The sequence below is a fragment of the Streptomyces arenae genome, from assembly GCF_022343545.1.
Lineage (GTDB): Bacteria > Actinomycetota > Actinomycetes > Streptomycetales > Streptomycetaceae > Streptomyces > Streptomyces humi.
In genome coordinates, this window is record NZ_JAKQYH010000006.1 from 168,054 (window position 1) to 188,068 (window position 20,015).

Consider the following 20,015-nt stretch of genomic DNA (forward strand, 5'->3'; position numbering starts at 1 on the left):
CAGGGGCCATGGCAGCGGCTCTTGCCCTGGTGCCGGGCACGGCGTTCGCCGAATGGGGCACGCCCGGCAAGTCCAACGGCGGCAAGACGAAGACCAGTGGCGCGCAGAGTGGCACGAGCATCGTCTCCAAAGTGACCTTCAGCGGCTCCGCGACCGGCAGCGCCGGTGACGGCGGAAGCGGCAACGTGCAGCCCGTGGGTGACTGGACACCACCCGCGTGCTGGTACGAGCCCCGGAGCGCAGAGGACTTCGGCAAGTACGTCGAGGACATGTACACCGAGACGGTCAACACGCCCGGCCAGCACAGTTACGCCAAGGCGGCTGTCGGAATGTTCCGTGACGAATACAAGGACGGCACGTACAAGAACTACAACCTCGACAAGAAGGACGAGGGCAACTGGTGGGTCGCGGTGGTCGATCCGGACCGATGGATGGAGCCCGAGGCGCAGGCCTGCGACAAACAGCCCTTCTGGGTGGAGAACGGGGACACACCGCCCGTCCAGCAAGCCGTCACCCCGCAGGTGCTCGCCGAACTGGCCTACAACCGGGTCCGGTTGCCGTCCAAGGACGTCTCGTTGGCTCCCGCGGCCACCACCAAGGTGAACCTCCCCACCTGGGCCTGGCTCGACGACGCCACCTTCAAGGAGGTCTCCGTCACCGCCTCGCTCTCCGTGGGCGGTCTGAACATCCAGGCCACCACGACGGCGAAGCCGGTCTCACTGCGGCTTGAACCGGGCACGGCCGACGCCGAGACATATCCCGCCTCCGGTGCGTGCACGATCAACGCGGACGGCACGATCGGCGAGGCCTACGCCACGGGCAAGGCCGGCCGGACGCCACCGTGCGGGATCAGGTACCTCCGTTCTTCCGGGAACGGCACGTTCAACCTGCGGGCCACCGTCACCTGGCAGATCAGCTGGACCGGCAGCGGCGGCACGGGAGGCGACCTGCCGGACGGCACCTTCGGCAACGACCAGGCCGTCAAGGTCCAGGAAGTCCAGTCCGTGAACCGCTGATGAGACGTGAGCAGCCCGCTGAGCTCGAGCTACAGCCGCTCCAGGAGTCCGGAATCCGACATGAGTGACCTACGCCTCGAAGACACGATCTTCCAGGACCTGAAGAAGACCTTCTCGTCCATCAGCGACCGCATGGAGACCACCCGCCGCGCTCTCCGCAGCGCGGACGCCTCGGCAGTCGGTGAGAAGCAGCTCATCGAAGACGTCCAGGACTTCGCCGACGAGTGGGGCTACGGCATCAAGCAGCTCGGCAAGCACACCCAGGGCGCCGTGAAGATGATCAACAACATCGGCGAGAGCTTCGACAAGCTCGACTTGGACCTGGCCGAGTCCCTCAAGGCTCCGAAGCAGAAGGGCAAGTGACGTGGCTGGGCAACGGCCTGCCTTCCCCCACATAGGCTGGGACCCCACGCCGGGAAGCGTGGAGGACACCCGAGACCTCGCCAAGCAGCTCGGCAAGCTGGCCGGCGAGCTGGGTACGGCGCTGGGAGAACTGGAGCGCATCGAGACCGGTGCCTGGAAAGGCAAGACCGCGATCGCTTTCAGCGAGTACGTCGGCCAGGACGTCACCCCTCTCATCCGCAAGAGCCACGAGTCCTTCGACAAGGCCTCGCGCGCGTTGCACCGCTGGGCCGACGACCTCCAGGACTTCCAGGACCGCGCGGACCGCCTGGAGAAGAGCGCCGGGGACAAACTCAATGCCAAGGCAGAGGCCGAGGGGAAGGCCGCCGGCAAGGGCAGCGACGAACTCGCCAAAGCCTCGAGCGCCGTGGACGGCGTCATTCAGAAGGTCCATGAACTGGAGGCGGATTACCGGGCGGCCGCCCGTCAGGTCAGCAAGGAGCTCGACAAGGCCGGCGACATCGCGCCCGACGAGCCGGGCTTCTGGGACAAACTCGGCAAGGGTATCGAGGGTGCCTGGGACGCCACCGGCGACTGGATCAAAGATCACGCGGACGTCTTCAAAGCAATCGGCGACCTTCTCAGCCTGGCCAGCGGTGTACTGGGACTCCTCGCCATCATCACCGCTCCCTTCGAACCTATAGGCGCCATCTTCGCCGCCGCAGCGATGATTACGAGTGGCGCAGCCCTCCTGACCCATCTGGCCGCCAAAGCAGCTGGCGCGGAAGTCAGTTGGACCGAGATCGGATTCGACGCCCTCGGCGTCCTACCAGGCGTCAAGGGGCTCACGGGCAGCGCAGAACTCGCGAAGGGCGCAAACGCGGCCGCACGGGCCGCAGAGCTCGGCGAGGGCTACCGCGGCGTAACCAGCGTCGGGAAGGCATTTGTTCTCTTCGGTCCCATCAAAGCGGTGCCCATGGTGAAGCTGGGCGAAGGCGGCAGCCGACTGACCTTGGCGGTCGAAAGCGGATTGCAGAATATTCGCAAGGGTCAGTTTCTCGGCACCCAGGGCATCAACTTGGTGTCGGGTTTGAAGTTCATCAAGGGGGCCGACGCAATCGCCCCCATGGGCAGGGCGGGCCGTATCATCGATGGTTCGATCAAGGGCGCCCTCGATGCCTACAAGGTGCATACCATCGCAACAAATGACTTTGGGGGCTGAGTGCCGTTCATGAACACCCCTGAGACACTCCAGGATCTGACCATCGAGGGCGCCGTACTGCCCCCGATGGCCTTCCGGCTACCCGACGGTATGCACGCGATCGAGGTTTCACTCGATGCTGACGAGCGGGCACAGGCGGCACAGCAACTCGTCCGCGAGATCTATCCACGTGGTGAAGTACCCCTGTGGGAAACCATGGGTTCGCTGTACAGCGCCATGGCCGATCAGATGCTCGCGAGCGGGGTCGGCTTCTTCGGTATCGGACTCTACGGGCTGGAGGACGACAGAGGCGTGGCACACTGCTCGCTCACCATCGCGGCCTTCGAGTCCGGTGAGACGGATCAGGAAGTCGTCGCGCAGGGCATCAAGGCACTCTTGCTCCGGGACACCTTGCGCGAGGTGACCTGGCTGGATCTCCCGTGCGGGCCGGCGGTCTGCGCAGTCAGCTTCCAGAAACTAGTCGTGGACGGCGGATACACGAAGTCCGGCCAGGACGAGGAACTCATCATGGGACAAATCCAGGTACACATCCCGTTCGCAACCGGTCCGTACACCGCTGTGTTTACCCTGGACACGGCTTCAGTGGAACAGTGGGATGAGTTCGCACACGCCGTCGCGGGAATCGTCGGCTCGGTGGAATTCCCGCCCTCGACCGCTCCTGCCGGTCTTCTCGATTGACCGAGTTGTGTTCCTCCGTGGAGAGATGACGTACTGATGGACTGGTATCCCGAAGCCGACGAGGATCTGCTGATCAGGACCGCGGCCAAATTCGCCACCGGCATCTCACCGGCTGTCTCTGGATCCCGCTGGTTCAGAGATCTCGATCGCAACGACATCCAGCAGGAACTGCGTGACTGGCCTGCGGGTCCGAGCTACACCCTGCGCACGACTGGCGACCGTGTCGCGCAACGCACCGGCCGCGCCTTCGCCGTCGGGATTCCACTGATCGCCAACCTCATCGCGAACATCGGCGGAGCCGCCGGCTCGCCCTTCGGTGATGTACCCGTGCGTGGAAGGCCTGAGGAACCGGAGAACGAGGTCGAGGACTTTCCCGTCATGTGGGCCGCGCCCGACACTCTGGCGCGGACGGTGCCCTGGCAACTGGATCCAGCGCGCCGCCCCAAGGGCTATGCCACCGACCTCGCCCTGACGAGTCGGCGTCTGCTGTTTCTCGGTACCCGAACAGGCACATTGGACAAGGCCGACGTGCTCGCGGAATTCCCTCGCGATTCTCTCGCCGGAGCAAGACGGATGACATTCAGCGAGGCCGAAGCCGACGTACGGCTCAGCTTCGTGGACCAGTCCTGGATCCGCCTGTTCACCGGCAATCCCGACAGCGCCGAGCGGCTGTGCCAGCTACTCTCCGGAGCCGTCCACACCGTCGCCGAAAGCGAGTTGTCCCCAGGCCAGCGTGCCCGGCTGACGCGATTCCTCGGCGAACTCCCCAGCCGCTCCCAGCCCCCGGTCATCACCCGGCTCCGGAGCGGGATCGTCATGGTGGAGGTGAGTGTGCCCTCGAAGGCAGCCAAGGACGTTCACGAGACCCACTCCATCCTCATGGGTCCCTCCGGAGAAGCAGCGGCGCCGAAGCCGGGCGATCTGTAACGCTCTTGCCTCGCCCTGCGCGTCCGCATAAGGCGATGCACAGGGTGAGGTGACCACAGACCGCAGCAAGCAAGGTTTTTGACCGACCCTCGGTTCGACCCGAACCGTACACATCGGCAGATCGGCCGTGCACCCGCCCGATCTGCAAGGTTTGGCGGTAGCGCAACGGAACTCCCGCCGTACGGCGCCACGCACACCGCATACAAACGCGGCCGACGGCGTCATCCGTTCAGGCACGATCAGGACACAGGTCACACCCTCCAGCACGCCATGCGCCCCGGATTATCACCATTCACAGCGAAGTTCGCGCTGGCGAAACCGGGAAGCTCCCCGATAGCGTCGGACCTCTTGAATGGACTGTTGTCTCACGGGGAGTTCACTGTGAAGCGCCGTACTTTGCCCGCCGCTGCCGCGCTGGCGGCAACCGCAGCACTGCTGTTGACCGCCTGCGGCGGCGGGGACGACAAGGCCAGCGACAACGACAAGATCGCCGGAGCCGGCCAGGGGACGAAGACGCCGACGGCTTCGGCATCCGCTTCGGGAGCACCGGCGGCAGACAAGCCGGACGGCGTGGACGTGTCGCTGCCCAAAGACATGGACCTGACCATGGTCTTCGACTGGCCCAAGCCGAACGACAAGAACGAGGCGGCTGCGATGGAGGATGCCGCGAACTTCCTCCGCGCCATCTACCGCGGCATCGACAAGCGCACGACCAAGGACGCTGCAGTGACCACCTACGCCACAGGGGACGGGCTCCATTATGCGCAGGTGCAGATCAACGACTGGATCAAGGGCGGTTGGACGGCGACCGGCACGGAGCGGCACTACGACGTCACCACGCGCTCCACTACGAACGGTCAGGCCGTAGAGGTGGCGTTCTGCGTGGACTCAACCAAGTTCTACGGCAAGGAGATCAAGACCGGGAAGGTCCTGAAGACCAAGCCGAGTCTCGCGGACTTCGACTACTTCAAGATCGTAATGACCAAGTTCCCCACAGCCGATGACCTGTGGCAGGCGTCCAAGGTGTACGTCCAGACCAAGGCGGCGAAGTGCCAGTGAGCGGACGGCGACGCGTACTGCTCGGCACCGGGGCGCTGACTCTGGTTCTCGGCGCTCTCCTCCTGTCGGAACCGGCCTACGCGGCAGGGCCGACGGGCAAGGACAAGGGCGCCGACACAGAGCAGTCAGGCGGCCGAGACACGAACACCGTCTACGCCGCCGCCAAAATCCAGTACTCCGGCGCCGTAGCCAAGAACGGCGGTGTCGGGAACGTGACGTCCTCCGATGTCAGCTGGACGCCTCCGGCCTGCTGGTACGCCCCGTACCTGGGTGCCAAGGACTTCAAGAAGAAGATGTCCGCGCAGATCGAGAGCGCCAAGAACACGCCCGGAATGGGCGGCACCGCGGGTACGGCGATCGGCGAGATGCAGCGCCACTACGAGGACGACTACGGCTGGACCGACACCCCTGGTTACAAGGACTACAACGTCGACAAGGACGGCGAGGGGATGTTCTGGGCGGCCGTCGAGAACCCCGACGAACCCGACATCCTCAAGCGCAGTTCGTGCACCGAACTCCCCTTCTGGGTCGAGAACGGCGACACCCCGCCGGCCCGGTACAAGGAGGCCGTCACCCCGCAGATCCTCGCCGCCCTCGCGTACCAGCGCATGGAGCTTCCCGACACGAAGGTGACCCTCGCCCCCGAGACCACCACCAAGGTGAACCTGCCGACCTGGGCCTGGCTCGACAAGGCCGTCTTCGACGAGGTCCAGGCCACGGCGGCACTCAACGTCCCCGGTTTCAACATTCGGGCCACGACCACCGCGAAGCCCGTCTCCCTCAAGCTGGAACCCGGCACCGCGGACGCCCAGACCTTCCCTGCCTCCGGTGAGTGCGCCATCAACGCCGACGGCTCCATCGGCAAGCCCTATGCCAAGGGAGACGCGGGCAGGACACCGCCCTGCGGAATCAGGTACCTGCGTTCTTCCGGTGACAGCGTCTTCAAGCTGCGGGCGACGATCACCTGGCAGATCTCCTGGGCGGGCACCGGCGGCGCCGGAGGAAACCTGCCCAACGGCACCTTCGGAACCACCCAGGACATCACCGTCCAGGAAATCCAAGCCGTCAACCGCTGAGAGGGATCGGCGGCGGACCTTTACGGCCCGCCGTCATCAATCGTGGAGATCACCTCTGCTTCGCTCGGTGTCGTGACCGCTGGATACGGACTGGTGTCCAGCGCTGCGGATGAGCTCGACAACGACGGCGCCAAGGACGGCGGCACGGCAAACCGCACCTGCCGGCCGTATCGTTCGGCGGCAGCCCTGGCGGCCGGAACGGCGGCTATGACCGACGAGGGGACCATCTCCCGGACGGTCCCCGAGTCGTCGACGAACGTCCCGGTGTCGAGCGTGCTGTAGTCACCCACGTGTCAGTTCTCCTCGACCGGCCGGCGCCAAGGCGGGCCCCATCGGGCGGGCCTCACGTGATCCACCGCAGCGACTCCGCGATCGCGTCGCAGAGTCCGGCCATGGGGCCGGTCACCCCGTTGAGCGGTACCGCGAAGGCGAGGACGAGGTAGCCGACGCCGCCGGGCATCTGGACGTACAGGTCCAGGGTGGTGGGGCCGAGGACGCGGACGGTCTCTCCGGCCGGCAGGGCGACGGTCGAGACGTCCGCGGCGGAGGCGTTCCCGCGCTGTTGCGCCCCGAGCACGTTCTCCAGGTCGCGGGGAGCCGGTCCCCCGCGCCCAGGCACCAGGGAGACGAGGAGCGACGCGGGGAGGATGCCGCCGCCCTCCAGCTCCGGTCTGAGGAAGAACTCCAGCGCGCCGGTCCTGACCGCGGCCTCGGCGGTGTTGCGCAGGGTCGCCCAGGTCTCCTGCTTGACCTCGGCGGGAACGTTCTTGCCCTCGGCCTGGTGGTCCACGAACGTCTTGAGCTGGGCGCGCCAGCGGTCCTGGGTGAGGTCGATGCGGAACCAGTCCCGGGGCACCAGGAGCCGGTAGTCCCTGGGCGGTGCCGTGAGGTCGGGCTTCGTGGTCATCCCGGCATCACCATCGGCTTGCCCGCATCACTGAACAGGCGGACGCTCTTCACGACGCCGGCGAACATCGCCGAGAACACGTCCCACGCCCGCGGTGTGGGCGTGCCCATCTCCAGGACCAGAACCGTGGCGTTGCTCAGCGGTATCTGGACCTGGATGAAGGAGGTCACCACCGGCTCGTCGGCTCCGGACGCGGTGAGGCTGCCGGGCATGCTCCCCTTCCGGGTCCCGATGCAGGACACGGCCGGCCCGCAGGGCAGCGCGATCTCGCTGACCTGTCCCATCTCGAGATGACGCATCGTCGAGCCCAGGAACCCGACGGGATGCGGGCCCGCCCTCTCGTCCAGGTCGATCATGCTGACGGTGACCGTCGCCGTACACCGCTCCCCGTCCACCTCCGTCATGACGAAGCCGGAGTACTGGATCCCGGCCTCGGCGAACGAGTCGTAGTGCGCGGCGACCATGACCGCCCACTCCAGTTGCACCTCGAAGGTGGCCTCCGGCATCACGGCGCGGGCCAGCTCGACGAGTTGCCCGGCGGTCTCGTCCAGGCTCTCCGCGTCCATCGGGATCTCGAAGAACCCCTCCGGCATGATCCAGCGCACGTCTATGCCAGGACCACCGATCGAGCCCTGAACGTTCTCCTCGGCTGCTATGGCGCTCACGACAGGCCTTCTCCATCGGTGGTCTCTGCTTCATCCGCTTCGGGGCGGAACCTGGCCGCGAACGGATACGGCCCGTAGTGCGGGTAGTGGGCGGGCACGTCCGCGCCCTCCGCGCGCGCGAGTTGCGCGAGCTCTCGATACCGCCGGGCCCGGGCACGGAGGTTCTGCCGGACGGGGTCTCCCCAGTGGGCCGCGGCGGTGCGTACGTAGACAGCGAGCAGGATCAGTACGACCGCGCTGGCGGCGCACGCGTAGACGGCCCGTGCCGTACCCGACTCCCAGTACTGGACGACTCCGCCCCAGTACACGGCGGCGCCGAACCCGACGATCGCGAGCGGGGCGCCGATCCTGAGTCCGGCGTCGAACATCGCGGTCTCGTCCTGGTGCCGGCGTCGCAGCATACGGAGGACCGCCCGGTCGTCCAGGAAGTCGAAGCGCAGTTCGCCGCCCGCCCGTTCGGCGAACGCCTTGGTGGCCGGGGTGGCCGCGAGCACGCGCCCCGGCACGAGGAGCACGGGATCCGTGCCCCTGCGGCCGACGAACTCCCACGAGCCGAGGTCATCTGAGTCGCTCACCGGGATCTCCTCCTACGCGGCCAGGGCCGCATTGAAGGGCTTCGGCGAGGGCTGGGGCGACGGGGAGGGAGTGGGGCCCGGAGCCGGGGTCGGCTCGGCCGTTTCCGGTTCCTGGTAGCCGGTGGTCCCGCCGTTCTCGCCGCTGAACATCCGGTGCAGCGCGCTCGCGAGACCGTTGCCCTTGATGACCCCGGTGATCTGTTTCCCGCCGATGGGTACGAACTTCTCGGGAAGACCGCCGACGTTGAGCCGTTGCCCGAGTTTCAGACCCTGGGCGAGGACCTTGTTCGTCAGCCCCACGCTGAGGCCGTTGAGGAAGTTGTGGCCGATGCCGTCGAGCCCCCGCAGCGAGGCCTCACCCCAGGTACCGGCCCTGCCGAAGGCCTTGAGCTTGGCGAGTCCCCGGAGTTTGCCGACGGCCTTGAAGCCCTTGAGCGCCCCGAGACCGGGCAGGACGCCGAGGAAGTCCGTGCCGAGCTTCAACCAGTTCACCTTCCCGCCCCGCACCGACATGTCGTAGGCGTGACCGGCGAGGGCCGCGGCGCTGGTGAGCACCGCGAGGGTGGCGAAGATGGGAACGAGGAACTGCAACGGGGGTATGAAGGCACACACGACCGCCAGAACGGACAGGATCGCGGAGATGTTGGAGAACATGTCCGCCCAGTCGGCGAGCCAGTTCATGAATCCGCCCGGGTCACGGACCGCGTCGTGGTGGACGACGTCCTTGATGTGGCGGGCGGCCCGGTCGCCGGCGTCGTCGAAGATGTCCCTGGCGTCCTTGACCTTCTTGCGCGCCGCTCCGATACGGTGCAGCGCCTCGTCGCGTTTCTTCTCCCAGCGCTCGTACTCGGGCCGGTCGGCCTCGGGAATCTGACTGACGGGGTACTTGTCCGTGAACTTCTTCACCTCCCGGTCGGCGAGATCGTGATCGGACTTCGCCTCACGGTAGTCCGCCAGGGCCCTGTCGGCCTGCTTCTGCGCCCGGTGCAACTCTCCGGCGAATTCCTTGGATTCGCCTTCGGCCACCTTGGTGCCGAGCGCCTTGGACGCCTCGTCGTACCGCTCGAACGCTTTCTTGAGCCGGTCACCGGCGCCGTCGGCGATCTCGTTGAAGGCCCGGCCGGCGTCGCTGTCCCAGCCCTCCACGGAGGACAACGCCTTGATCACGCGGGCCTGTTCGTCGATCGTGTCGGCCATCTGCCGCAGCTTCCGCCCGAGAGCGGCCACTTCGTCGGGATCCCCCGGAGTGGGATCCCCGTCCCACAACGGCGGCCAGTCACCGGATCGCCTGCTCACTTCTTGCCCTTCCCCGTGTTCTCGGCAATCGCCTTGGCCAACTCGTGGTCGATCTCTTCGTACTTCTCGGCCGCCGCGCCGGTGTAATCGGCCAGCTTCTTGAGTTCCTTCGAGAGTTTCTTGCGCGTCTTCTTCCAGGTGGTACTGAAATCGTCGAAGGCGTCCTTCAGGCCCTCGTGTCCCAGTTCGTCCTCGTATCCGTCCGAGGGATTCCCGTGCTGGTCAAACTCGTTGTGGAGTTTCCCCAGCGTGCGTGAACACCCCTTGATCATGTCGAGGTCGTACCTGATTCTGTCCGCCATTGAAAAAATCCCCCATCATGGACATGAGACACTGCCGCGAGACTTCCTTCGACAAACGACCTGGAAGGTGGGACGGGTTTGTCCACGAGCACCGACCGCACCATACGGAACCGGCTCGGCGTCACACCCGACGCGGCGGCCTGGTGCACGATCGGCAAGATCCCCGAACCGCCCGCCGAAGTACACCGGGCAACCGGATCGGCGCCCCTGCGACCCGCTTCCATAAGGCCGCTCGGCATGCTCGGCGTCGCTCTGGGGACACCCCTGCTGTACATCGGCAAGATGTTCGGCCTCCTTGCGGCGGGCGAAGAGGCCATCAGGCGCATGCTGTCGACGACAGGCGAACAGGAGCGCCACCGCGCCGCGAAACTCAACGAGAAGCGGCGGGCCGAGGCCTTCGTCGAACTCGGCCTCGACAAGGCCTTCGACGGCGACTGGAACGGGGCAGCCGGCCGCTTCCTCCTTCAGTGGTACAGCCATTCCTCCCACCACGAACGTCTGGTCGCGCTCGCCGGGAACCGCATCCTGCTGGCCGCTCCGCCCAAGCGGGTGTCGATCCGCCGCGACGCCCTCATGCAGGTCGTCGCCGAGATACCCACCGGTGAAGCCGTCCTTGCGGACCCACTCCCCGCCTTCAAGCTCAAGAACGACAGGCTGCTCCTGCGCTTCAAGGACGGTTCGTGGCTCACGCTGACGACCGAGGAGTGGGACAGCGAGCTGCACACCTACTTGAGGCACCATCAGCAGCCGGGCGAGGCCCGGGCCACCGAAGCCTGACAGCCGGGTGCGACGGGAGCACGTCACGTACTCCCGTCGCACCCGGTCGTTCAATGACCTCGGACTTTACTAACCCTTGGCCTGCTTCGCCAGCTGGTCGTCCAGCTGCTCGTAGGCCTCCTTGGCCTTCTTCAGGAAGTCCGAGAGGCCGTGCAGGCCCTGGATCGTCTTCGTGGCGCCCTTGGTGAAGTCCTTCATGGAGTCGTCGTACGCGCCCGACGCCTTCTGGGTGGTGAAGCCGTTCTCCACCAGGGCGCTGACCCGCTTCTCCACGTTCTTGATCTTGTCCTCGAGCTCGTGCATGTCCTTGATCAGGTCGCCCGCGACCTTCTCCATCTCGGCATATGTGAGATCGGTGTCCTTGCTGGCCATGACGGCCCCCTCCCGTTCGTGTGGCCGCAGGGCCTTCCCCCGTGGCACCGGTCGCGCGGACCGGTGGCCAGGACATGGCCGTCCGTCCGCACGAGCAAAGATCCTACGGGTGGGAGAGGTGTGACCGCAGGGGCCCTGTGCGAGGGAATCGTGAACCGGCGCAATCCCGTTGCACCCGGGAAAGCCCCTGCGGATATGGTCCGGCTAAGGTCACAGCGGATGTACCGGGCCTGCGAGGGGGAGACAACGTGCGCCTGAGTCTGACGGTCGTCGATCCGGTCGGCGGCGCCACCGCCGACGTCGTGCTCGACGCGGATCCCGAGTCGACGGTCGGTGACGTCGCCCGGGAACTGGCCCGGCAGGTCGGTGCCGGTCACCCCGCCGCCGACGAGGGCGGCGCCCAGGTCATCCCCATCGGCGCGCACCGCCAACAGCCCGCCCCGTTCCAGGTGTCCGGCCCGCTCGCCTACGTCGACGGGTACGCCCTCGACCCCGCCGCCACCGTCGTCGCCTCGCCGCTGCGCGACGGTGTCGTCGTCTCCCTGCACGATCCCGCCGGCTGCCTGACGGGCGAGCCCACCGGCATCGTGGAGTTCCGGGTCGCCGGCGGCCCGGCCGCCGGCGCGGTGCACCGGCTCGGTGTCGGGCGGTACGACATCGGCACCGGACCCGCCTCCCACATCCGCGTCGAGGACCCCGAACTGCCCGCCCGCGCCGCCACCCTCGCCATCGCCATCGACGGCACCTGCAAGGTCCGGACGCACACCGCGGACGCCAAGCTGGACGGGGAGGAGTTCAAGGCCGAGGGCGACTGGCCGCTCGGCTCCCAACTCGCCCTCGGCAACAGCCTCTTCGAGATCACCGCGTACGCGCCCCCGAACGCCGCCCTCAAGTGGTCCGACGACGGCGCCGGACTCGACTACAACCGGCCCCCGCGGCTGCGCCCCGCCGACCGGCAGACGCACTTCTCGCTGCCCAACCCGCCCGGCGACTACGAGGCCCGGCCGCTGCCCTGGCTGATGGCCGTGCTGCCGCTCGTCGGTGCCGTCGTCTCCGTGATGATGTTCGGGCGCTGGTACTACCTGATCATGGCGCTGATGAGCCCCGTCATGCTCTTCGGCAACTACTTCATGGACAAGAAGCACGGGCGCAAGTCCCATGCGAAACAGCTCAAGGAGTACAAGGAGCACAAGGCGCGGATCGACGGGGAGGCCCAGGAGGCGCTGGTCGCCGAACGCACCGAGCGGCGGGCCGCGGTGCCCGACCCGGCGGCCGTGCTGACGTTCGGGACCGGGCCCCGTACCCGGCTGTGGGAACGGCGCCGCACCGACGCCGACCACCTGCTGATCCGCTTCGGCACCGGCCGCGTGCCCTCCGAGGTCGAGCTCGACGACCCCGAGCAGGACGAGCACAAGCGCAAGGTCCGCTGGTACATCGAGGACGCCCCGGTCGCGCTGTCGCTGCGTGACCTCGGGGTCGTCGGCGTCGCCGGACCCGGTGACTCCGCGCACGCGCTGGGGCGTTGGGCGGTCGCCCAGACCGCCGTCCTGCACAGCCCCATGGACGTGCAGTTCTACGTCCTCACCGACCACGACGCCGGCACCCGCTGGGACTGGGTCCGCTGGCTGCCCCACTCCCGGCCCGGCGGCGGCCAGGACGTCAACGTGCTCATCGGCACCGACTCGGAGACCGTCGGTGCCCGCGTCGGCGAACTCACCCAGCTCCTCGACGGCCGGCAGAAGGCCCTCCAGCAGGACGGGCGCAACAAGGGCGACGGGCCCGCCTTCGCCGACCCGGACATCGTGGTGGTGTGGGACGGGTCGCGGCGGCTGCGGTCCCTGCCCGGTGTCGTACGGCTGCTCCGGGAGGGGCCGGGGGTGGCGATCCGCTCCATCTGCCTCGACGAGGAGGAACGGTTCCTGCCCGGGGAGTGCCAGGGTGTCGTCGTCGCCGAACCGGTGACCGGCGAGACCGCGCCCGCGGCGCCCGTACCGCAGCAGGCGGCCGGCGGCTTCCCCTCCTTCCAGGCCTGGCATCCCCAGGCCGGCACCGGTGAGGAACAGGCGCCGCAGGACCTGGAGTTGCGGCTGCGCGTCGAGCAGAGCGGGGCGCTGCGCAAGCGGGGCGTACGGCCCGACTTCGTCTCCGCCGCCTGGTGCGCCCGGCTCGCCCGCTCCCTCTCGCCGCTCCGTGACATCAGCGGTGAGACCGAGGACTCCGCGCTGCCCGGCGCCAGCCGGCTGCTCGACGTGCTCCAGCTGGAGCCGCCCACGCGGGACGCGATCGCCGCCCGGTGGCGGATGGGCGGGCAGTCGACCATGGCCGTCATCGGGGAGTCGTACGACGGTCCGTTCGGCATAGACCTGCGGCGCGACGGGCCGCACGGGCTCATCGCCGGTACCACCGGTTCCGGCAAGTCGGAGCTGCTCCAGACCATCGTGGCCGCGCTCGCCGTCGCCAACACGCCCGAGAACATGACCTTCGTCCTGGTGGACTACAAGGGCGGCTCGGCGTTCAAGGACTGTGTGAAGCTGCCCCACACGGTGGGCATGGTCACCGACCTCGACGCCCATCTCGTGGAGCGCGCCCTGGAGTCCCTGGGCGCCGAGCTGAAGCGCCGCGAGCACATCCTCGCCGCCGCCGACGCCAAGGACATCGAGGACTACCAGGACCTCGTCAGAAGAGACCCCTCCCATGCCCCGGTGCCCCGGCTCCTCATCGTCATCGACGAGTTCGCGTCCATGGTGCGCGACCTGCCGGACTTCGTCACGGGACTCGTGAACATCGCCCAGCGGGGCCGGTCCCTCGGCATTCATCTCCTCCTCGCCACCCAGCGGCCCTCCGGTGTGGTCTCCCCCGAGATCCGCGCCAACACCAACCTGCGCATCGCGCTGCGCGTGACCGACGCCGGTGAGTCGACCGACGTCATCGACGCGCCCGACGCCGGGCACATCGCGAAGAGCACCCCGGGCCGGGCGTACGTCCGGCTGGGGCACGCCTCGCTGGTGCCATTCCAGTCGGGGCGGGTGGGCGGACGGCGGCCAGGTGCCGCCGACCCGGCCACGCTCGCCCCCTGGGCCTCCCCACTGAGCTGGCAGGACCTCGGACGGACCGCGCTGCGCAAGCCCAAGTCCGAGACCAAGGAGGACGACGAGATCACGGACCTGAAGGTGCTGGTGGACGCGGTGCGCGAGGCCAACACGGCGCTCGCCGTACCGGCCCAGCACTCGCCGTGGCTGCCCGCCCTCGACGACACGCTCCTGCTGGACGACGTGCCGGCGGTGCGGGCGCAGGGCGCGCTGCCCGCCGCCCCGTACGGTGTCGAGGATCTGCCCGCCGAGCAGGCCCGCCGGGCCGTCGCCGTGGACTTCGCGACCTTCGGGCACCTGATCGTGGCCGGTGCCCCGCGGACCGGGCGTTCGCAGGTGCTGCGCACCATCGCCGGTTCGCTGGCCCGCACCAACTCCTGTGCCGACGTCCATCTGTACGGCATCGACTGCGGCAACGGCGCGCTCAACGCGCTGACCCGGCTGCCGCACTGCGGGGCGGTCGTCGGCCGTAACCAGACGGAGCGGGTGGAGCGGCTGATGGCCCGCCTGTCGGGTGAGCTGAGCCGTCGTCAGGAGCTGCTGGCCGACCGGGGGTTCGCGGACATCGGTGAGCAGCGTGCGGCGGTGCCGGAGGCGGAGCGGCTGCCGCACATCGTGCTGCTGCTCGACCGCTGGGAGGGCTGGCTGCCCACTCTCGGCGAGCTGAACCACGGTGACCTCACGGACCAGATCATGGTGATGATGCGGGAGGGCGCCAGCGTCGGCATCCATCTCGTCCTCACCGGTGACCGGCAGATCCTGGCCGGCCGGATCTCCTCCCTCACCGAGGACAAGTACGGGCTGCGGCTCGCCGACCGCGCCGACTTCTCCATGCTGGACATCAACTCCCGCAAGGTCCCCGAGGAGATCCCGCCGGGTCGTGCCTTCCGCGGCGAGACGGCCGCGGAGACGCAGTTCGCGCTGCTCGCCGCGGACACCACCGGCCAGGGGCAGGCCGCCGCGATCGCCGCGATCGGGGAGTCCGCGGCGGCCCGGGACGCTCAGGTGCCGCGTTCCCGGCGGCCGTTCCGGGTCGACGTGCTGCCCGGCCGGATCTCCTTCGAGGACGCCTGGGCGATGCGGGATCCGGCGACGACGGCCTCCCCGCTGTGGGCCCTGGTGGGGGTCGGCGGCGACGAACTCACCGCCTTCGGGCCGGACCTGGCGCAGGGCGTGCCCGCCTTCGTCATCGGCGGTCCCGCCAAGTCCGGCCGGTCCACGACCCTGCTGGGCTTCGCGCGCTCGTACCTCGCCAAGGGGGTGCGCATCGTCGTGGCGGCGCCCCGGCAGTCGCCGTTGCGTGAACTCGACGGCCAGGACGGCGTGCTGAAGGTGTTCACCGGACGGGACGTCGACGAGGACGAGCTGGAGGAGCTGGTGAACACCGCCACCCCGGCCGATCCGGTCGTCGTTCTCGTGGACGACGCCGAGGTGCTGGACGACTGTGACGCCGAGGACGTGTTCAAGCGGATCGTGGAGCGGGGTGCCGAGGAGGGTCTGGCCGTCGTCATCGCGGGTGACGAGGACGAGATCTGCGACGGCTTCTCCGGCTGGCAGGTCGACGCCAAGAAGGCCCGCCGGGGCATCCTGCTCTCCCCGCAGGAGTCCGGCTCCGGCGAGCTGATCGGCATCCGGACCACCCGGGCCATGGTCGGCGGGCCGATCCAGCCCGGCAAGGGCATGCTGCACCTGGGCAGCGGGGAGCACGTCACCGTCACGACCCCGCAGTAGCGGCAGCGGAGGCGGGGGAACCGGCGTCAGTCCCCCGCCTTCGACATCACCGCCGTCGGATTGCCCTCCGCCGAGCTGTCCGACGTGTAGACCAGGTCGCCGTGGGCCGGGGTCAGGTAGACGGTGTTCGTGGCGGGGTCGCAGCCGTCGTGGTTGCCCTTGGCGCCGGTCGAGGAGGCGACGAGCTTCGTCTTCGTCACCGACTTCAGGGTGAGGATGTCCGTACAGACCCCGCCCAGCTGGTCCGTCTGGCGGAGCCGGCCCAACTCAGCGCCGACAGCGGCCTGTTCGACGGTGACCCGGAAGGTGCCGACGGGCAGGTTGCCGTCCAGGGCGGTGGCCGACCCCTCCCAGGTGCCGAGGTAGGCGGCCGGGATCACCCCCGCGCCGGAGGCGGACGGCGAGGTCGAGGACGGCGAGGTCGCGGACGGCGAGGAAGCCGCGGTCGAGGGTGATTTGGCGGCGGCGCCCGAGTCGCTGCTCGGCCCGTCGCCGCCGGTCCCGAGGAACGGCTTCACGAGGAACCCGACCCCCACGGTGACGACCGCCAGCGCGCCGGCCACCGCGAGCGCGACCGTGCAGCTCACCCGGCGCCCGCGTCCGCCCTCCCCCGGTACGGCGGTCGCGGCGACGCTCACGGACACCTTCCCGGGCACCGGCGGCACGTCGTCACGCGGCTCCGGCGACACCGGCACGGTCACGGGAACCGCCGGTACGGCAGGGGGCGCCGCCGGTACGGCAGAAGGCGCCGCCGGTACGGCCGGGGAAGCGGCCGGTACGACCACGGGCGGCACCGTCGGCGCCGGCCCGAACTGCCCGCCGACGGACGGGGCGCTGAACGCCACCGGCCCGGAAGCCGGCACCGCCGAAGCACCCGCCGCCCCCGACGGCACCCCGGGCGCCGGGACCGCCTCCGCCGCGTCCAGGTTCAGCACCTGTACGGCGCTCCGGCTCACCCGCTCCACCAGTGCCCCGGGCAGCCAGCCGCCGGTCATCAGCCGTGCGGCCCCCTCCGGAGCCAGTCGCCGGGCCAGCTCTGCGGGCGCCGGCCGGTCGCCCGCCTCCTTGGCGAGACACGCCTCGGCCGCCGCCCGCAACTCGCCGCTCAGCGAGCCGAGTTCCGGCTCCTCGTGGACGACCTGGTAGAGCAGCGCGGCCGAGGAGTCACCGCGGAAGGGCGGCTGACCGTTCGCCGCGTACGCCAGCACCGCGCCCAGCGAGAACACGTCGGCGGCGCCCGTGACGCCCTTGCCGAGGATCTGCTCGGGGGACATGTAGCCCGGCGAGCCGATCGACACCCCCGTCGACGTGAGCGAGGCGGTGCCGTCCGTGGCACGGGCGATGCCGAAGTCGATGAGCAGCGGCCCGTCCAGGGTGAGCAGCACGTTGGACGGCTTCACGTCCCGGTGCACCAGGCCCAGTTCGTGGACCGCCGCCAGCGCCTCCGCGAGCCCCGCGCCCAGCGCCCGTACCGTGTGGGCGGGCAGCGGGCCGCCGTCGGTCACGGCGGCCGTCAGGGAGGGGCCGGCCGCGTAGGCGGTGGCGACCCAGGGCACCGGCGCGTCCGGGTCGGCGTCCAGGACGGGTGCCGTCCAGGCGCCGCCGACCCGCCTGGCCGCGGCCACCTCGCGGCGGAACCGGGCCCGGAACTCCTCGTCCAGCGCGAAGTGCGGATGCACGATCTTCACCGCGACCGTGCGGCCGCCGGCCGACCGGCCGAGGTAGACCCGGCCCATCCCGCCGGAGCCGAGCCGGCCGAGCAGCCGGTAGGGCCCCACGGCCGTCGGTTCGTCACCCGCGAGCGGCTGCATGCGCCCCACCCCCCAGAGAGTCCGGACCCCCCGGAGCCCACGCAGCAGCCTATTGCCTGTCAGGGCTCCAGCAGGGCGACCTTCACGTCCGCCGCGAACCCGGTCGTCGGGCCCACCCGGCGGGCGAACTCGGTGACCGCCGCCAGCTGCGGCGCGCCGAAGCTGAAGTCGAGGGTGGTGAAGTACTGGGCGAGGGTCGCCTCGTCGAAGGCCTCCCAGCGCGCGGCCTGTTCGGCGACCTTGCCGACCTCCTCCAGGGAGAGGTTGCGGGAGTCGAGGAAGGCGGAGTGCACGTCGCGGGTGATGCCCGGCTCGCGCTCCAGGTAGTCGCGGCGCGCCGCCCAGACCGCGAAGACGAAGGGCAGGCCCGTCCACTCCTTCCACAGCGCGCCGAGGTCGTGGACCTCCAGGCCGTAGCGCGGGCCGTCCAGCAGGTTGGCGCGCAGGGCCGCGTCGCCGATGAGCACCGCCGCCTCCGCATCCTGCATCATCAGGCTGAGGTCGGGCGGGCAGGTGTAGTAGTCGGGCTGGACGCCGTAGCGCTCGGCGAGCAGCAGCTGGGCGAGGCGGACCGAGGTGCGCGAGGTGGAGCCGAGGGCGACCCGGCGGCCGTCCAGCTGGTCCAGCGGGACCTGCGAGACGATCACGCAGGACATCACCGGGCCGTCGCAGCCCACGGCGATGTCCGGGAAGGCGACCAGGTCTTCGGCGTTGCGGAGGAATTCGACGAGCGTGATGGGGCCGATGTCGAGGTCGCCGCGCACCAGTCGCTCGCTGAGCTTCTCAGGGGTGTCCTTCGTCAGCTCGAAGTCGAGGAGGGTGCCGGTTCTCGCGAGCCCCCAGTAGAGGGGCAGGCAGTTCAGGAACTGGATGTGTCCGACGCGCGGCCGGGTGCGAGAATTGTCCACATCGCGAGGCTAGACCCCATGGGGTACGGTCTTGAGACCGCCCCCGCGTCAAGCCGGCCGAGGAGCCATTCAAACGTCCGGGTGACGTGATCTTGGCCTCTGTTGCTTTCGGCTGCCCACATGCTAGGCTCGCCGCAAGTTGCAGTTTGGTTTCCCTTGCAGTACAGAGCCTGCGGAGCATGTAACCGCGGGCTCTCGTAGTTTTCAGACGTATGCAGTTGTGCGGCACTTAGTTTGTTTTCACACTTGCAGGTTCTGGAGCAGGGCGACCCTTTGGGCCCAAGGAGGGCTTATGGCTACCGGAACCGTGAAGTGGTTCAACGCCGAAAAGGGCTTTGGTTTCATCGCCCAGGAAGGCGGCGGCCCCGACGTCTTCGTCCACTACTCCGCGATCAACGCCAGCGGGTTCCGCTCCCTGGAGGAGAACCAGCAGGTGAGCTTCGACGTCACGCAGGGCCCGAAGGGTCCGCAGGCGGAGAACGTCACCCCCGTCTGATCCCAGACGAACCAAGTCTGATCGCAGACTGAGTGCAGTACCCAAGGAGCCCCGCGCCGTCAGGCGACGGGGCTCCTGCCTTTTCCCGCCCGGGTTGTCAGTGGCCGCCGTTAGGGTCCGCTGCCATGACCGCAGACTTCCTCGCCGCCACCCGTACCTTCTACGACACGATCGCCGAGGACTACGCCGACCACTTCCGTGCGGAACTCGTCGGCCGGCCGCTGGAACGGGCCCTGCTGGCCACGTACGCCGAGCTGGTGGGGGCGGGCGGCGCGGTGGCGGACCTGGGCTGCGGGCCCGGCCGGACCACCGGCCGGCTGGCGGCGCTGGGCCTCTCGGTGTCCGGCCTCGACCTGTCCGCGTCGATGCTGGCCGTCGCCCGCCGTGAGAACCCCGGCCTGCGCTTCGTCCAGGGCTCGATGCTGGAGCTGGAGACGGCGGACGGGGCGCTGGACGGGGTGGTGTGCTGGTACTCGTCCATCCACACCCCCGACGATCACCTGCCGGCGCTGTTCGCCGAGTTCCGCAGGGTGCTGCGGCCGGGAGGCCACCTGCTCCTCGCGTTCCAGGTGGGTGACGTGGCACGGCGGTTCGAGGACCCCTGGGGGCATCCGGTGGCGCTGGACTTCGAGCGCCGGCGCCCGGAGCGGATGACCGCCCTGCTGGCCCGGGCGGGCTTCACCCCGCACTCCAGCACGGTGCGCGAGGCGGACGAGCGGCTCGGGGAGTCCAGCCCGCAGGCGTTCCTGATCGCCGTCGCCTGAGC

At 69.0% G+C, this 20,015-nt stretch carries 20 protein-coding genes; 11 read left to right on the top strand and 9 right to left on the bottom strand.

The features are described from left to right. Positions 1 to 8 precede the first annotated feature (8 nt). From MB828_RS03615 to MB828_RS03645, 7 genes are all read left to right on the top strand, one after another. Positions 9 to 1,016 carry a hypothetical protein gene (locus tag MB828_RS03615; protein WP_301646879.1) on the top strand — a complete coding sequence of 336 codons (1,008 nt, stop codon included), beginning with the start codon at positions 9 to 11 and terminating at the stop codon, positions 1,014 to 1,016. A gap of 60 nt (positions 1,017 to 1,076) precedes the next feature. Further along, positions 1,077 to 1,379 carry a hypothetical protein gene (locus MB828_RS03620; RefSeq protein WP_301646880.1) on the top strand — a complete coding sequence of 101 codons (303 nt, stop codon included), beginning with the start codon at positions 1,077 to 1,079 and terminating at the stop codon, positions 1,377 to 1,379. A 58-nt stretch (positions 1,380 to 1,437) separates the two neighbouring features. Then, a complete protein-coding gene (locus MB828_RS03625; protein ID WP_343236147.1) occupies positions 1,438 to 2,580 on the top strand; it encodes an enoyl-CoA hydratase/isomerase family protein in 1,143 nt (380 codons plus the stop codon). A gap of 9 nt (positions 2,581 to 2,589) precedes the next feature. Then, on the top strand, positions 2,590 to 3,258 hold the full coding sequence (locus tag MB828_RS03630; protein WP_301646882.1) for a hypothetical protein: 669 nt from the start codon (positions 2,590 to 2,592) through the stop codon (positions 3,256 to 3,258). Between the two features lie 36 nt (positions 3,259 to 3,294). Next, positions 3,295 to 4,185 (top strand): hypothetical protein, encoded by an 891-nt coding sequence (locus tag MB828_RS03635; protein ID WP_301646883.1) that lies wholly within the window; start codon positions 3,295 to 3,297, stop codon positions 4,183 to 4,185. Between the two features lie 381 nt (positions 4,186 to 4,566). After that, positions 4,567 to 5,244 (top strand): hypothetical protein, encoded by a 678-nt coding sequence (locus MB828_RS03640; protein ID WP_301646884.1) that lies wholly within the window; start codon positions 4,567 to 4,569, stop codon positions 5,242 to 5,244. Then, positions 5,235 to 6,320 (top strand): hypothetical protein, encoded by a 1,086-nt coding sequence (locus MB828_RS03645; protein ID WP_430381320.1) that lies wholly within the window; start codon positions 5,235 to 5,237, stop codon positions 6,318 to 6,320. Before MB828_RS03640 ends, MB828_RS03645 begins: the two co-directional genes overlap by 10 nt. 20 nt (positions 6,321 to 6,340) lie before the next feature. Here MB828_RS03645 and MB828_RS03650 read toward each other — a convergent pair whose 3' ends face one another. The 6 genes from MB828_RS03650 to MB828_RS03675 are packed head-to-tail and all read right to left on the bottom strand — an operon-like array spanning position 6,341 to position 10,065. Next, on the bottom strand, positions 6,341 to 6,610 hold the full coding sequence (locus tag MB828_RS03650; protein WP_301646886.1) for a hypothetical protein: 270 nt from the start codon (positions 6,608 to 6,610) through the stop codon (positions 6,341 to 6,343). Positions 6,611 to 6,663: 53 nt separating this feature from the next. Next, positions 6,664 to 7,227 carry a hypothetical protein gene (locus MB828_RS03655; protein ID WP_301646887.1) on the bottom strand — a complete coding sequence of 188 codons (564 nt, stop codon included), beginning with the start codon at positions 7,225 to 7,227 and terminating at the stop codon, positions 6,664 to 6,666. Next, positions 7,224 to 7,892 (bottom strand): hypothetical protein, encoded by a 669-nt coding sequence (locus MB828_RS03660; protein ID WP_301646888.1) that lies wholly within the window; start codon positions 7,890 to 7,892, stop codon positions 7,224 to 7,226. Before MB828_RS03660 ends, MB828_RS03655 begins: the two co-directional genes overlap by 4 nt. Then, positions 7,889 to 8,467 (bottom strand): hypothetical protein, encoded by a 579-nt coding sequence (locus tag MB828_RS03665; protein ID WP_301646889.1) that lies wholly within the window; start codon positions 8,465 to 8,467, stop codon positions 7,889 to 7,891. The genes MB828_RS03660 and MB828_RS03665 overlap by 4 nt, the downstream gene beginning before the upstream one ends. Positions 8,468 to 8,479: 12 nt before the next feature. Then, the gene (locus MB828_RS03670) at positions 8,480 to 9,763 is read right to left on the bottom strand and encodes a putative T7SS-secreted protein (protein WP_343236148.1); all 1,284 of its coding nucleotides are present in this window, start codon (positions 9,761 to 9,763) and stop codon (positions 8,480 to 8,482) included. Next, positions 9,760 to 10,065 carry a hypothetical protein gene (locus MB828_RS03675; protein WP_301646891.1) on the bottom strand — a complete coding sequence of 102 codons (306 nt, stop codon included), beginning with the start codon at positions 10,063 to 10,065 and terminating at the stop codon, positions 9,760 to 9,762. Before MB828_RS03675 ends, MB828_RS03670 begins: the two co-directional genes overlap by 4 nt. Positions 10,066 to 10,143: 78 nt before the next feature. Between MB828_RS03675 and MB828_RS03680 the strand changes: the two genes are divergently transcribed. Beyond that, positions 10,144 to 10,842, top strand: a complete 699-nt coding sequence (locus tag MB828_RS03680; protein WP_301646892.1) for a hypothetical protein — start codon at positions 10,144 to 10,146, stop codon at positions 10,840 to 10,842. A 69-nt stretch (positions 10,843 to 10,911) separates the two neighbouring features. On the opposite strand, the gene MB828_RS03685 is transcribed toward MB828_RS03680, so the two are convergent. Next, a complete protein-coding gene (locus MB828_RS03685) occupies positions 10,912 to 11,214 on the bottom strand; it encodes a WXG100 family type VII secretion target (protein WP_046726478.1) in 303 nt (100 codons plus the stop codon). Between the two features lie 248 nt (positions 11,215 to 11,462). On the opposite strand from MB828_RS03685, the gene MB828_RS03690 reads away from it, so the two are divergent. Beyond that, positions 11,463 to 16,034 carry an FtsK/SpoIIIE domain-containing protein gene (locus tag MB828_RS03690; protein WP_301646893.1) on the top strand — a complete coding sequence of 1,524 codons (4,572 nt, stop codon included), beginning with the start codon at positions 11,463 to 11,465 and terminating at the stop codon, positions 16,032 to 16,034. Positions 16,035 to 16,060: 26 nt separating this feature from the next. On the opposite strand, the gene MB828_RS03695 is transcribed toward MB828_RS03690, so the two are convergent. After that, complete coding sequence (locus MB828_RS03695; protein ID WP_301646894.1) at positions 16,061 to 17,845, bottom strand: serine/threonine-protein kinase; 1,785 nt, start codon at positions 17,843 to 17,845, stop codon at positions 16,061 to 16,063. 59 nt (positions 17,846 to 17,904) lie between these two features. After that, positions 17,905 to 18,753: a menaquinone biosynthetic enzyme MqnA/MqnD family protein gene (locus MB828_RS03700; RefSeq protein WP_301646895.1), complete on the bottom strand. Its 849-nt coding sequence runs from the start codon at positions 18,751 to 18,753 to the stop codon at positions 17,905 to 17,907. 292 nt (positions 18,754 to 19,045) lie between these two features. Between MB828_RS03700 and MB828_RS03705 the strand changes: the two genes are divergently transcribed. Both MB828_RS03705 and MB828_RS03710 read left to right on the top strand, forming a co-directional pair. Next, positions 19,046 to 19,249: a cold-shock protein gene (locus MB828_RS03705; protein ID WP_003992177.1), complete on the top strand. Its 204-nt coding sequence runs from the start codon at positions 19,046 to 19,048 to the stop codon at positions 19,247 to 19,249. Between the two features lie 125 nt (positions 19,250 to 19,374). Further along, complete coding sequence (locus MB828_RS03710; RefSeq protein ID WP_301646896.1) at positions 19,375 to 20,013, top strand: class I SAM-dependent DNA methyltransferase; 639 nt, start codon at positions 19,375 to 19,377, stop codon at positions 20,011 to 20,013. Positions 20,014 to 20,015: the final 2 nt, after the last annotated feature.

What these genes read in the sequence shown, in the direction of transcription:
- MB828_RS03615 (WP_301646879.1), top strand. Translation starts at nt 9, where the DNA reads ATGGCAGCGGCTCTTGCCCTGGTGCCGGGCACGGCGTTCGCCGAATGG.
- MB828_RS03635 (WP_301646883.1), top strand. Translation starts at nt 3,295, where the DNA reads ATGGACTGGTATCCCGAAGCCGACGAGGATCTGCTGATCAGGACCGCG.
- MB828_RS03620 (WP_301646880.1), top strand. Translation starts at nt 1,077, where the DNA reads ATGAGTGACCTACGCCTCGAAGACACGATCTTCCAGGACCTGAAGAAG.
- MB828_RS03655 (WP_301646887.1), bottom strand. Translation starts at nt 7,227, where the DNA reads ATGACCACGAAGCCCGACCTCACGGCACCGCCCAGGGACTACCGGCTC.
- MB828_RS03695 (WP_301646894.1), bottom strand. Translation starts at nt 17,845, where the DNA reads ATGCAGCCGCTCGCGGGTGACGAACCGACGGCCGTGGGGCCCTACCGG.
- MB828_RS03630 (WP_301646882.1), top strand. Translation starts at nt 2,590, where the DNA reads ATGAACACCCCTGAGACACTCCAGGATCTGACCATCGAGGGCGCCGTA.
- MB828_RS03675 (WP_301646891.1), bottom strand. Translation starts at nt 10,065, where the DNA reads ATGGCGGACAGAATCAGGTACGACCTCGACATGATCAAGGGGTGTTCA.
- MB828_RS03685 (WP_046726478.1), bottom strand. Translation starts at nt 11,214, where the DNA reads ATGGCCAGCAAGGACACCGATCTCACATATGCCGAGATGGAGAAGGTC.
- MB828_RS03705 (WP_003992177.1), top strand. Translation starts at nt 19,046, where the DNA reads ATGGCTACCGGAACCGTGAAGTGGTTCAACGCCGAAAAGGGCTTTGGT.
- MB828_RS03710 (WP_301646896.1), top strand. Translation starts at nt 19,375, where the DNA reads ATGACCGCAGACTTCCTCGCCGCCACCCGTACCTTCTACGACACGATC.